Origin of the sequence: Pedobacter cryoconitis, from assembly GCF_014200605.1 — a bacterium.
GTDB classification, from domain to species: Bacteria; Bacteroidota; Bacteroidia; order Sphingobacteriales; family Sphingobacteriaceae; genus Pedobacter; species Pedobacter cryoconitis_B.
Window position 1 is genome coordinate 95376 of sequence record NZ_JACHCE010000007.1, and the last position, 11909, is coordinate 107284.

12 protein-coding genes are annotated in these 11909 nt (G+C 36.5%); 7 read left to right on the plus strand and 5 right to left on the minus strand.

Annotated features, from left to right (window positions below; genetic code table 11):
- Positions 1-17: 17 nt before the first annotated feature.
- Together HDE68_RS19430 and HDE68_RS19435 are read right to left on the minus strand one after the other, a co-directional pair.
- A complete protein-coding gene (locus HDE68_RS19430; protein WP_183883898.1) occupies positions 18-452 on the minus strand; it encodes a YtxH domain-containing protein in 435 nt (144 codons plus the stop codon).
- A gap of 179 nt (positions 453-631) precedes the next feature.
- Positions 632-1084 (minus strand): DoxX family protein, encoded by a 453-nt coding sequence (locus tag HDE68_RS19435; protein ID WP_260171811.1) that lies wholly within the window; start codon positions 1082-1084, stop codon positions 632-634.
- A gap of 151 nt (positions 1085-1235) precedes the next feature.
- Here HDE68_RS19435 and HDE68_RS19440 point away from each other — a divergent pair, with 151 nt between their 5' ends.
- The 5 genes from HDE68_RS19440 to HDE68_RS19460 all read left to right on the plus strand — a co-directional run bounded on the left by HDE68_RS19440 (position 1236) and on the right by HDE68_RS19460 (position 8428).
- Entirely contained in the window at positions 1236-1583 is a 348-nt protein-coding gene (locus HDE68_RS19440; protein WP_183883899.1) for a hypothetical protein, read from the plus strand.
- 52 nt (positions 1584-1635) lie between these two features.
- Complete coding sequence (locus tag HDE68_RS19445; RefSeq protein ID WP_183883900.1) at positions 1636-4260, plus strand: MGH1-like glycoside hydrolase domain-containing protein; 2625 nt, start codon at positions 1636-1638, stop codon at positions 4258-4260.
- 95 nt (positions 4261-4355) lie between these two features.
- A complete protein-coding gene (gene proB, locus HDE68_RS19450) occupies positions 4356-5432 on the plus strand; it encodes a glutamate 5-kinase (protein WP_183883901.1) in 1077 nt (358 codons plus the stop codon).
- A gap of 47 nt (positions 5433-5479) precedes the next feature.
- Positions 5480-6724, plus strand: a complete 1245-nt coding sequence (locus HDE68_RS19455; protein ID WP_183883902.1) for a glutamate-5-semialdehyde dehydrogenase — start codon at positions 5480-5482, stop codon at positions 6722-6724.
- A gap of 198 nt (positions 6725-6922) precedes the next feature.
- Complete coding sequence (locus tag HDE68_RS19460; protein ID WP_183883903.1) at positions 6923-8428, plus strand: malate:quinone oxidoreductase; 1506 nt, start codon at positions 6923-6925, stop codon at positions 8426-8428.
- Here HDE68_RS19460 and HDE68_RS19465 read toward each other — a convergent pair.
- Together HDE68_RS19465 and HDE68_RS19470 are read right to left on the minus strand one after the other, a co-directional pair.
- Positions 8418-9293: a lysophospholipid acyltransferase family protein gene (locus HDE68_RS19465; RefSeq protein WP_183883904.1), complete on the minus strand. Its 876-nt coding sequence runs from the start codon at positions 9291-9293 to the stop codon at positions 8418-8420. The two genes, HDE68_RS19460 and HDE68_RS19465, sit on opposite strands and share 11 nt — an antisense overlap.
- 171 nt (positions 9294-9464) lie before the next feature.
- Positions 9465-9926: an Lrp/AsnC family transcriptional regulator gene (locus tag HDE68_RS19470; RefSeq protein ID WP_183883905.1), complete on the minus strand. Its 462-nt coding sequence runs from the start codon at positions 9924-9926 to the stop codon at positions 9465-9467.
- A 222-nt stretch (positions 9927-10148) separates the two neighbouring features.
- Between HDE68_RS19470 and HDE68_RS19475 the strand changes: the two genes are divergently transcribed.
- Together HDE68_RS19475 and HDE68_RS19480 are read left to right on the plus strand one after the other, a co-directional pair.
- On the plus strand, positions 10149-11009 hold the full coding sequence (locus tag HDE68_RS19475) for an RNA polymerase sigma factor RpoD/SigA (RefSeq protein ID WP_183883906.1): 861 nt from the start codon (positions 10149-10151) through the stop codon (positions 11007-11009).
- A gap of 49 nt (positions 11010-11058) precedes the next feature.
- Positions 11059-11451, plus strand: coding sequence for a hypothetical protein (locus tag HDE68_RS19480; protein WP_183883907.1), 393 nt, complete (start codon positions 11059-11061; stop codon positions 11449-11451).
- Between the two features lie 63 nt (positions 11452-11514).
- On the opposite strand, the gene HDE68_RS19485 is transcribed toward HDE68_RS19480, so the two are convergent.
- Positions 11515-11835 (minus strand): hypothetical protein, encoded by a 321-nt coding sequence (locus HDE68_RS19485; RefSeq protein WP_183883908.1) that lies wholly within the window; start codon positions 11833-11835, stop codon positions 11515-11517.
- Between the last annotated feature and the right edge of the window lie 74 nt (positions 11836-11909).

The window sequence follows — 11909 nt, forward strand, 5'->3', positions numbered from 1 at the left end:
TTATCTGTTGTATTGAATTAAGCATTTTCAATCTCATCTTTTATATCGTGCGCCTTATTCTTAATATCTTCTTTAGCGTCTTTAACCTCATCTTTAACATCGCTGAATTTAGATTTTACTGTTTCTACAGCTCTATCTTTTAAATCAACAAGATCATCAGCTCCGTTTTGCAGCTTTTCACCGTAAGTTTGATATTTATTTTTTGCAGTGTCGGCTAAATGATCCGCACTGTCCTTTAGTTTCTCTTTATAAGTCTGCAATTTGTCTTTTGCACTATCTGCAAGATCTTTCGTCTTATCTGATAATAAGTTTCTTGTTTCTGATCCGCTTCCTGGTGCAAATAATATACCTAAAGCTGCTCCAACTGCTAATCCAGCTAATAAAGCTACAACAACAGGAGTTTTATCAGTTTGCTTGCCCAGGTGGTCATTAATTAATCTTTTGTAATCCATGGTAATTAGTTTTTATGATTAACGGTATTCAATTAAAGTTGGTAAGCAAATATGTTGTAATTGTGCTCACACTGATTACAGTTCAAAAACCAGTCCATTTTAAATATTTAGCGAAAATAAATCACATAAAAAGCGGCCTTTTGATTAAAACAAAGGCCGCTCATATAAAACATGAAATATTAGTTTGATGAAATTGTAGGTTTGCTAACTGTTTCAATAGATAATACACCATCTCCTTCAACCAGAAAGCAAATTAAACCGGCTAAAACAAGACATGATAGCCAGAATTCTGAATAAGGACTGAATATTTGTTGTTGTGGTAAATTAACATAGAAAACAGCGACTATCAATATAGGAATAATCAACAGACAAAAAAGACGCGTATGTGTCCCCAATGCAATAAGTAAACCTCCTATAATGTGAAGGGCTATAATCAAATGTGCTAACAAACTAATGGTTACTGCTGTACCTAATCCTGAGTTTTCCATCAGAACTGTAAAAGCATGCAGATTGAGTGCAAATGCTACTCCTTTCCAGATCAGTATTATGCCCAGAACTATTCTCAGATAGTCCAGCCATTTCGGATGGTGGTGATCACCCCAATCCTGAATTTTTGATATTAGGTTCATCATGTCGTTATAATTTGGTTAGATGAATATAAGAAATAATCTGTTGTATATCAAGGGTAAAGAAGATAATTATCCGGATTGGACAGCATCGTATTATTATAGCTGATAACAGATTAAATTAATAAATTTGCACTCTTATAAAATTCCAGATTAAATGATAGAGCCAACATTATATTACGAAACGATTAACAGAAACGCAATCCTGATTAAAGCAAAGAAACCATTTTATGACTGGATCAATTATGTAGACCCTGAATTTCCAATAGTTGACAATGATGAAGGCACTGTTTATCTGATTAAAGAACAAAAAACAAAAGCTAAAATTGAAAGCTGGTTAAAAAAGAATTTTGATCAGTTGTTTAAAAATGAACTGAATGACTTTCATACAGACGAAAATGACTGGCCGCAGAAGCGTACTTATAAGGTTTTCCAGGAATGGTTTACTATTGAAATATCGTCTATGATCGTTGATCTTCAAGATACTGATATTGTAAAAAGTTAAGCTATTCGATTATCCTTTCTTTAATTCGCTTAACAATCGTTATTATTGAAATATGAACTCCAAAGATCAGCTTAATCCGGAACAGCAGCGCCTCACCAATCATTACCATAAGGAAACGAACTGGCTGAAGTGGGGGCCTTATGTTTCTGACCGGCAATGGGGAACTGTAAGGGAAGATTATAGCTATAATGGAGAGGTATGGGACTATACGACCCATGATATGGCTAGAAGTAAGGCCTATCGCTGGGGAGAAGAGGGGATTGGCGGCTTTAGCGACGATCAGCAAAATTTATGTACAGGGCTGGCGTTGTGGAATGGTAAAGATGCAATTCTTAAAGAACGCTTATTTGGTTTAACCAATGGGCAGGGAAATCACGGAGAAGATGTGAAAGAATTGTATTATCATTTAGATAGCAGCCCTACACACAGCTATATGAAAATGCTGTATAAATATCCTTTTCAAGCTTTCCCTTATGAATTATTGATCAGCGAAAATGCAAAACGTGATAAAACACAACCAGAATTTGAGCTAATTGATACAGGATTGTTTGATAAAGATGAATATGGAGATGTTTTTATTGAGTATGCTAAAAATAATGAAGAGGATCTTTTAATTAAATATACGGTATTTAACAGGAGTACAGCTGCTGTAATGCTCCATGTGATTCCTCAGCTTTGGTATCGTAATACCTGGTTTGACGGGCAACACGGAGTAAAACCTGAAATTCTGAACCAGGGTAATCAGACACTGCTTTTAAGATCAGCGCTGATGGGCGATTATCATTGTTATGCAGATGGTGATGCTAAGTTCCTATTCACTGATAACGAAACTAATAATGAACGCTTATATCAGTCTGCTAATGTCAGCCGTTACGTAAAGGACGGAATAAATGATTATATAGTACATGGAAATCAGGATGCTGTTAATTCTGATAATATGGGTACCAAAGCAGGTATATGGTATCATCTGGATATTCCTGCTGGAGGAAGCCGCGAAATCAGAATCAGGCTGAGTAAAACTAAATTAGCTAAGCCTTTTAGTGATTTTGATGATATTTTCGCTTTACGTATACAGGAAACAGAAATTTTTTATGCGGAAAAACAGCTTAACACTGATAATGCCGATGAAAAGAATATGCAGCGTCAGGCATGGGCCGGAATGTTCTGGAATAAACAGTTTTACAGTTATGATGTCAATAGATGGCTAATAGGAGATACCGGGCAACCTGATCCTCCAAAGCAGAGAAAAACCGGCAGGAACTCTCATTGGAAACATTTTGTGGCCAATGATATTCTCTCCATGCCTGATAAATGGGAATATCCATGGTTTGCAGCCTGGGACCTGGCTTTTCATTGTATCAGCTTTGCACCCTTGGATCCTGATTTTGCGAAAGATCAGCTGCGTTTAATGGTCAGTGCTAATTATATGCACCCCAGCGGACAGTTGCCTGCTTATGAATGGGATTTTGGAGATGTAAATCCTCCTGTACATGCAATGGCTACATGGCATGTATATCTCGCAGATAAAGCTGTAAAAGGAAAGGGAGATATTAATTTCCTGGTAGAAATCTTTAATAAGCTTTTACTCAACTTCACCTGGTGGGTAAATCAGAAAGATAGTGAAGGGAACAATATTTTTGAAGGTGGTTTTCTTGGCCTTGATAATATTGGTGTCTTTAATCGCAGTCAGCCAGTTCCCGGTGGTGGTTTTCTGGAACAGGCAGATGGCACGAGCTGGATGGCTATGTATGCATTGAATATGATGCAGATTAGCATGGAACTTTCTCTGCATTTTGATGTATTTGAAAGTATGGCTATCAAATTCTCTGAACACTTTTTATATATAGCAGGCTCAATTTCCAGTATGGGAGAGGATTCATGTGGTTTATGGGATGAAGAGGATGGTTTTTATTATGATATGCTGAGAAGGCCTGACGGATCGGCTGACCGCCTTCGTTTAAGAAGTCTTGTCGGGCTTATTCCAATGTTTGCCCAGGTCGTATTTGACGAAGGTAAATGGGGTAAACTACCAAAATTAAAAGAGCGTTTAGAGTGGTTTATGCAGCAAAGGCCTGATCTGGTACAATTGGTTAGTCACTGGACGGATACCAAAGGCAGCGATCAGCACTTACTTTCTTTGTTACGCGGACACCGGATGAAACTTTTACTGAAACGTATGCTTGACCCGAATGAGTTTCTATCAGATTACGGTATTCGATCTGTTTCTAAAGCATATTGTGCTTATCCTTTTAATTATCAGCTGGATGGTATGGATTATACTGTCAAATATCTTCCCGCAGAGAGTGACTCGGGTATGTTTGGCGGAAATAGTAACTGGCGTGGCCCAATGTGGATGCCTGTTAATTATCTGATTATTGAATCACTTAAAAATTTCCAGGAATATTATACGGATGATTTTAAGGTCGAATGCCCTACAGGCTCCGGGCAGTTTTTAAGTCTTCAGGAAATTGCTGAATTATTAAGCAAGAGATTGAAATGTATATTTATGAAAAATGAAGCAGGTGAACGACCCGTATCGGGTGGGAACCCTAAGTTTAACCATGATCCACATTTTAAAGATTATATATTATTCCATGAATATTTCAATGGAGATAATGGCAAAGGTCTGGGGGCTAGTCATCAGACTGGCTGGACAGGCTTAATTGCAATGCTTTAGTTGAATTGTAAAGCCTTATAATCTGAGTAGCTGCTGAAATATCAAAAGCGGCTATGCAATCTTTTTTTTCTTAAACACTTTATCCTTAAATAGCTATGGCTGTCGCCTATAAAAGAATTGTTGTTAAAATTGGTTCAAATGTGCTTACAAGGCCGGATGGTTTGCCAGACCAGGTACGAATTGAACATCTTGTTTCTCAAATTGTAAAACTTAAAAACGCTGGTATTACGGTAGTTCTTGTTTCTTCTGGTGCTGTTGCTGCCGGCAGAAGTATGATCACGTTGTCTGAAAAGCAGGATGCTGTAGCTGCCAGGCAGCTTCTGGCCTCTATCGGACAAATAAAATTAATTAATACTTATTTGGCATTGTTTGAAAAGCAGCAAATGCTTTGTTCGCAGGTATTGGTAACTAAGGAAGACTTTCGTGACCGTAAGCACTATTTAAATATTAAAAACTGTCTGTCAATTTTGTTAAAACATAAGGTTATTCCTATTATCAATGAAAATGATGTCGTTTCTGTTACCGAACTTATGTTTACTGATAATGATGAATTAGCTGGTTTGGTAGCTTCTATGCTTGAAGCTGATGCACTGATTATTCTTTCTAATGTAAACGGTATTTATAACGGTGACCCTAAATCTCCGGATTCTATTATTATACAGCAGATTAAAAAGGATGACCGGATAGACTCTTTCATTAATACTGCTAAATCTGGTTTAGGCAGAGGCGGGATGGTCACTAAATTGGGAATGGCACAGAAAGTTGCCAAATTAGGTATTCCTGTACATATTGCTAATGGAACACGTCAGGATATTCTAACTGATTTGATAGCCCAAAAGGTTGAACATACTTATTTCGTACCTGAAAAGAATACATCGGGAAAGAAAAAGTGGATTGCGCATTCTGAACATTCAGCCACAGGAAGTGTTCAGCTTAACAGGGGTGCGGCGGATGCTTTAATTTCTGGTCAGGCTCGCAGTCTATTACCTGTAGGAATAACAGAAGTGCTGTCTTCATTTCAAAAAGGTGATATTATCAGATTGCTGGATGAAAATGGAAAACTGATTGGTTTGGGAATAGCAGATTACGGATCTGATAAAGCGAAAGAGAGAATAGGACAAAAGGGACATAAATCTTTAGTTCATTATAATTATTTTTATGCAGTTAGCTAAACAGGCTGAATGCTTGCTTTGGTTTTAATGGTTTAAAGGAGAAAACAATGGGATATCAGCAATATTTTGAAAATGCATTAAAAGCAAGCAGAACTTTATGTCGATTAGATCAATTAATTGTAAATGAGGTTTTAATAGATCTGGCAGCTCATGTCAGATTGTTTGCAGACGATATATTATTCGCTAATGATTTGGATTTGAAGCGGATGTCTGCTGAAGATCCGAAATATGACCGTTTGAAGCTTACCAGGGAAAGATTGAATGATATCGCACAGGAAGTATTGAATGTTGCGAAACTGGAAAGTCCGCTGGCGGAAGTTATGGAAGCCAGTAAACTACCCAATGGTTTGCAACTGTCTAAAATCAGAGTTCCCCTGGGGGTTATTGGGGTGATTTACGAGGCAAGACCAAATGTAACCATAGATGTTTTTTCATTATGTTTTAAAACGGGTAATGCTGCTGTATTAAAAGGTGGCAGTGATGCTGAATTTTCTAATCAGGCTTTGATTAAAATTATTCATCAGGTATTACTTAAACACGGAGTGGATATTCATGTGGCTGTGCTTTTACCCTCTGAGCGGGAAGCTACTGCTGCGCTTTTAGATGCAACAGGTTTTGTGGATGTACTGATTCCAAGAGGGAGTCAGTCGTTAATTAATTATGTACGTCAGCATAGCAATGTTCCTGTAATTGAAACGGGAGCGGGAATAGTCCATACTTATTTTGACCTGTCTGGTGATCGGGAAAAAGGAAAAGAAATCATTTTTAATGCGAAAACCAGAAGAGTAAGTGTTTGTAATGCATTGGATTGTTTATTGATTCATACGGAGAGATTGAATGATCTTTACTTGCTTATTGAACCTCTTGCTGTTAAATCTGTTCATGTTTTTGCTGACCCTGATGCTTTCAATGCTGTAAAAGGAAGGTATCCAGATGATTTACTGCATCATTCCAGTCCTGAAGATTTCGGAACAGAATTCCTTGACTATAAGATGGCTATTAAAACGGTTGAAGATCTTGAAGAGGCTTTGTCACATATTGCTACTTATAGCTCCAAACATAGTGAAGCTATCATTGCTGAAGATGAAAATCAATTACTTACTTTTCTGAATGTAGTAGATGCTGCTGCGGTTTATGCTAATGCTTCAACTGCATTTACAGACGGAGGACAATTTGGGCTTGGTGCTGAGATTGGTATCAGTACACAAAAACTTCATGCAAGAGGACCAATGGGACTGAAAGAATTAACAAGTTATAAATGGGTAGTAAGGGGTAACGGACAGATTCGTTGATTAATGGCTTGATTTTTTTGTAAAAAAAGACCTGATTCTGACAATTCTAAAGTAAATAAAGAATTTTTATCATTGTATTTCAGGTTTTATCAGTTATTAGTAAAAATAACAGTTATTAAATTGAAATTTAGGACTCATTTCCCGGTCATTATATTATTTTTGTGTCCGATATAAAGAGAATAAATTATCTATCCTTTCATGACCAGTAAAAGTCCTAATTCAGATAAAGCAGTTGATGTTGTATTAATTGGCGCAGGTATTATGAGCGCAACACTTGGTGTATTACTTAAAGAACTCTCCCCGGATTTAACGATACAGATTTATGAACGGCTTGATGTAGCAGCCGCAGAAAGTTCAGACGCATGGAATAATGCCGGAACCGGACATTCGGCTTTTTGCGAGTTGAATTATACACCTCAATTGGAAGATGGTACAGTAGAAACTTCAAAGGCTGTTGCTATTGCCGAGTCTTTTGAAGTATCAAAGCAATTCTGGTCATTTCTGGTGCAGAATAAATTAGTTGATTCGCCTGAAACATTCATTAAGAGCATTCCACATATGAGTTTTGTATGGGGAGGTGATAATGTTGATTTTTTGAAAACACGTTTTAATAATTTACAGCAATGTGAACTGTTTAAAGAAATGACGTATTCTGAGGATCCTAAGCAATTGGCAGAATGGATGCCACTAGTGATGCAGGGAAGAAGTGCTGAGGACAAGGTTGCTGCAACAAGAATGATGTTGGGTACTGATGTGAATTTTGGAGCATTAACCAGAATGATGCTGAATACCCTGCAAAGTAAACCTAATGTAGCAATGGACTTCAATCAGGAAGTACGTAAACTGAAACAAAAAGATGGTTTGTGGGAAGTGAAGGTGAAAGATGAAGAAACTGGCAAGAGAAAAACAGTAAAAGCTAAATTTGTTTTTATTGGTGCCGGGGGTGGTTCTCTTCCTTTATTAGAGAAATCTGATATTCCTGAAGGTAAAGGTTTTGGTGGTTTCCCGGTTAGCGGACAATGGTTAAAATGTGTTAATCCCGATGTAATTGAGCATCATCATGCTAAAGTATATGGTAAAGCATCGGTAGGGGCACCTCCAATGTCAGTTCCTCACTTGGATACCAGAATGATAGACGGTAAAAAAGCATTGCTTTTCGGACCTTATGCTGGATTTTCTACCCGTTTTCTGAAAAATGGTTCATTACTTGATCTTCCTTTGTCTATTAAAGCAAATAATATCCGACCGATGATTGCTGCTGGTCTGGATAATATTCCTTTGACCAAGTATTTAATTGACCAGGTGAGACAATCACCAGAAGATCGTATGGAAGCTCTCAGAGAATATCTTCCTTCGGCTGAAATGAAAGATTGGGAACTTGAAACTGCTGGTCAGCGTGTTCAGGTTATCAAAAAAGACGAAAAGCATGGCGGAATACTGGAATTCGGTACAGAAGTCGTTGCTGCCGCAGACGGTTCTATTGCAGCTTTATTAGGCGCTTCGCCTGGTGCCTCAACTGCAGTATCTATTATGATTAGTTTGATGAAACGTTGTTTTAAAGACAAAATGGAAAGTGAAGAATGGAAAACTAAGCTGAAGCAAATGATTCCTTCTTACGGTCATACTTTAAGTGATGATGCCCAGCTTTGCAAAAATATCCGTGCACAAACTACACACGCACTTAATCTTCAGATTACTGAGTAGGCTGATGTTTCCATCGTCTATGACTCCATAACCAGTAAGCAGGCTCTTCTTCTATTAGTTCTTCTAATAAACGGGTGTGCTTCTGGGTTATTTCATTAATAGGAGTTTCGGCAGGATTAAGACAAACAGGAATAAATTCTACTGTGTAATACCCTCTTTTTGGGCAATTAATTTTTGCATAAAAGATTGGTCTGTTGGTTTTTATTGCAATCTTCTCTATTCCTTGTTGAATTGAAGTATGCTGATTTAGGAACGTAGTCCAGAAATGAGATTCATTTTTTGGCGGAGCCTGATCGTTACCAAATAAAAAGACGGTTGGTGTTCCTTTACTCTCTGTAATTGCTCTTAAAGTTTGTCTCATGGGGATCATTTTATTCACAAACCTTGTTCTGATACGGTAGAACCAATTTCCAAATTCTTTGTTTGACAACGGTTTATAGATAGCATAGCAATCACAGTTCAATGCCAGGCCTATATATACTGATGTCCATTCCCAATTTCCATAGTGACCAGAACAGGCCAGAATGCTTTCTCCACGTTCAAAATATGAATTGATTATATCTGCATTTTTAAATGTGAAGCGTTTACGCATATCCTGCTCTGAAATGGTTGACATTTTAATGATTTCGAATATCAATCCTGAAAGGTATTTGTAGTATTTTTTTTCAATCTTTCCGATTTCCTTTTCCTCTTTTTCGGGAAAGGCCTTTGTCAGATTAGTTCTGACCACATTTCTACGGTATTTAATAAGATAATATAATATTACATAGACTATATTAGAAAATATATAAAGTACTGATAATGGAAGCAAAGAAATGGCATAGATGAAGAATATCCCGATATAGGAAAAGGCCTTATTTAACATTAACTGGAATTAAGATGCAAATCTAATTTTTTTTGGGCCTTAATGGGTTAGATTTTAAAGAAAACAATGTATTTCTTTAAATACAATGATTCATACCCAAAGAAAAGACACTGATGTTCTTTTTTCAGATGTCGTTTCTCTGAGTAAATCTGTTAATTGTTAAGCATGTTTTTAAAAGCTGAATCCGGTATCGTTGATTATATTGTCCAATACAACATAGCTCTCCAGCGCCTGTACATTTTTGATATTGGCTATATTTCTTTGTATTCCTGAAAAAGATGTATTATCCGTGGTAATAATTTTGAGTTTAATGTTATATTGTCCGGTGATTGTGCAACATTCACAAACTTCTTTTATCCTGGAGATATCATATTTAAAAGCGTCGATGATTTCATCAGAATAATGGCTAAGTCTAAGATGAATAAAAGCCAGGACTTCTTGTTTTAACTTTCTTCTGTTTAATATCGCTACTGATGTGATGATGTAGCCTTCTGTTTTTAGCTTCTTGATGCGTTCACAAATAGTAGTAGAAGATAGATTTAAAACTCCGGCTATTTGTTTGTGCGGACGCGAATTGTCCTCCTGTAAAAGTTTAAGAATAGAAATGTCTAATCTGTCAAGCTTCTCTTTCATAATTATTGTTTTTATAATTAGTGAATATAGCGTATTGTTAATTATTTAATTAACAATTTTAATTATAAATAAACTTATTATTGTTCAGTTTATGGCTCGTAAATGAACAGAAACTGAATTATATTCGTCTATATACTACCAAAGCCGTTAATTTGTCGGATAAACATCGTTTACTTTCTTTAGTAGATTTTAATTGTCAGATTTGTTTAATAACCTAAACATATGAGAGAATTGAAAATTGATTGCAGTATTACAGTCAGAGACATTGAATCCCTTAATATATATCTCAACGAAGTAGGCAAAATACCACTGCTTACTATGGAAGAAGAAATCCTGTTAACAACAAAAATCAGAAGTGGAGACCAGCTCGCTCTGGATCGTTTGGTAAGAACAAATCTGAGATTTGTAATTTCTGTTGCAAAAAAATATCAGCACAGAGGGCTCAGTCTGGGAGATCTGATCAATGAGGGTAATTTGGGATTGATTAAGGCGGCTTCCCGCTTTGATGATACAAAAGGATTCAGATTTATATCTTTTGCAGTATGGTGGATCAGGCAGGCTATTATGCTGGCTATTTCCCAGCAAACACGTGTCATTCGTTTGCCTCTTAATCTGATTAATTCAATATCTAAAATAAATATAACTATATCTTCTCTGGAACAAAGACTGGAACGCAGGCCAACTATGGATGAGATTGCAGGGGAAATGGATGTTGAGCCACAAAAAGTGACAATTTATCTCGAGAAAGTACGTAAATGTATGTCTCTTGATGAGGTCATCAAACCTGATTTTGGGAGTACACTAATGGAGGTGACACCAGCCCGGGAGTATTCAGCAGATCATTTACTGATACAGGATTCTGATAGGATAGAGGCTTGTCAGTTATTGAAAATATTGTCTAAAAGAGAGGAGAAGGTATTGAGCTTATTTTTCGGACTGAAGGGAATGCAGCCCTTGTCATTAGATGATATTGCTTTATTATTTAAACTAAGCAGAGAGCGCATCAGGCAGTTAAAAGATGGAGGGATAAAAAAACTACGGCTAAAGTTGCGTAGCGAAAAGAAATTTAAAGAATCCATCTGATAGAAGGGATGATAAATGAACTAAAATATATAAACAAACAACAGACCTTATGCCTTATTTATATCTAGCGGAAAGCTATAATGAAATTGAATTATTAACTAAACTGGTTAGTAAAATAGAAAATATCGAAAGACCATTGAAAGAACTCGATAATGAAAGCTATATAAAGACTGAAATGCAGCGGATCAGGTTTTCAGCATGCAGGGATATCCTGATTTTTGGCAGTTATTCTAATCTATATCTTAATTTTCATCTTTGCCAGGTTTATCATTTACAAATCCGGATAATCGATATACTGAAATCTCTGGGAGACAGATTATATCTCTGTGAGCGGGAAATATATGTTTATAAACACTGTAAAGTATTACACCTGGAAATGGGAGGTCTGGCTGTATTTTATGAGAGGCTAGGGGAAATGAAAATGGGATTTAAAAGCAGGTAAATTAGTTTTTTCCTGATCTACCTGCTTATTTTATGGACAAATAATAACCTGGTATTATATCCACTAGACAAAAGCTGGAACAGGTGAATTAGGGTCATTACCCTGAATCTGATTTCTTCTTATTTCAGCAGGGTCTGTTGGTTTCATTGGATAAGTGTCCTTAATACTTTTTACTGCATCATACATTAAAAAGCCACCTAAAAATGCTTCTTGTATGCCAATTATCGGGTGTTTATATAAACATTTGATGCCTCTCTGAAAAATATAAGCCCCTGCTATGATAGATACCAGTCGTTTTGCAGTACTTAGATTTTCGGCATTATTGGTATGTAAAATCTTCTTAGCAGCCAGTATAGTTAGATTATGAGTGATTTTGTTTAACATATTTTTCTCTTTATTTCTATGAATTTAACATCTGTGCCACCTTTTTGTTTTGCAATTACTGAAAATTATGTTTT

What these genes read in the sequence shown, in the direction of transcription:
- HDE68_RS19460 (WP_183883903.1), top strand. Translation starts at nt 6,923, where the DNA reads ATGACCAGTAAAAGTCCTAATTCAGATAAAGCAGTTGATGTTGTATTA.
- HDE68_RS19465 (WP_183883904.1), bottom strand. Translation starts at nt 9,293, where the DNA reads ATGTTAAATAAGGCCTTTTCCTATATCGGGATATTCTTCATCTATGCC.
- HDE68_RS19470 (WP_183883905.1), bottom strand. Translation starts at nt 9,926, where the DNA reads ATGAAAGAGAAGCTTGACAGATTAGACATTTCTATTCTTAAACTTTTA.
- HDE68_RS19485 (WP_183883908.1), bottom strand. Translation starts at nt 11,835, where the DNA reads ATGTTAAACAAAATCACTCATAATCTAACTATACTGGCTGCTAAGAAG.
- HDE68_RS19475 (WP_183883906.1), top strand. Translation starts at nt 10,149, where the DNA reads ATGAGAGAATTGAAAATTGATTGCAGTATTACAGTCAGAGACATTGAA.
- HDE68_RS19455 (WP_183883902.1), top strand. Translation starts at nt 5,480, where the DNA reads ATGGGATATCAGCAATATTTTGAAAATGCATTAAAAGCAAGCAGAACT.
- proB (WP_183883901.1), top strand. Translation starts at nt 4,356, where the DNA reads ATGGCTGTCGCCTATAAAAGAATTGTTGTTAAAATTGGTTCAAATGTG.
- HDE68_RS19480 (WP_183883907.1), top strand. Translation starts at nt 11,059, where the DNA reads ATGCCTTATTTATATCTAGCGGAAAGCTATAATGAAATTGAATTATTA.
- HDE68_RS19445 (WP_183883900.1), top strand. Translation starts at nt 1,636, where the DNA reads ATGAACTCCAAAGATCAGCTTAATCCGGAACAGCAGCGCCTCACCAAT.
- HDE68_RS19430 (WP_183883898.1), bottom strand. Translation starts at nt 452, where the DNA reads ATGGATTACAAAAGATTAATTAATGACCACCTGGGCAAGCAAACTGAT.
- HDE68_RS19435 (WP_260171811.1), bottom strand. Translation starts at nt 1,084, where the DNA reads ATGATGAACCTAATATCAAAAATTCAGGATTGGGGTGATCACCACCAT.
- HDE68_RS19440 (WP_183883899.1), top strand. Translation starts at nt 1,236, where the DNA reads ATGATAGAGCCAACATTATATTACGAAACGATTAACAGAAACGCAATC.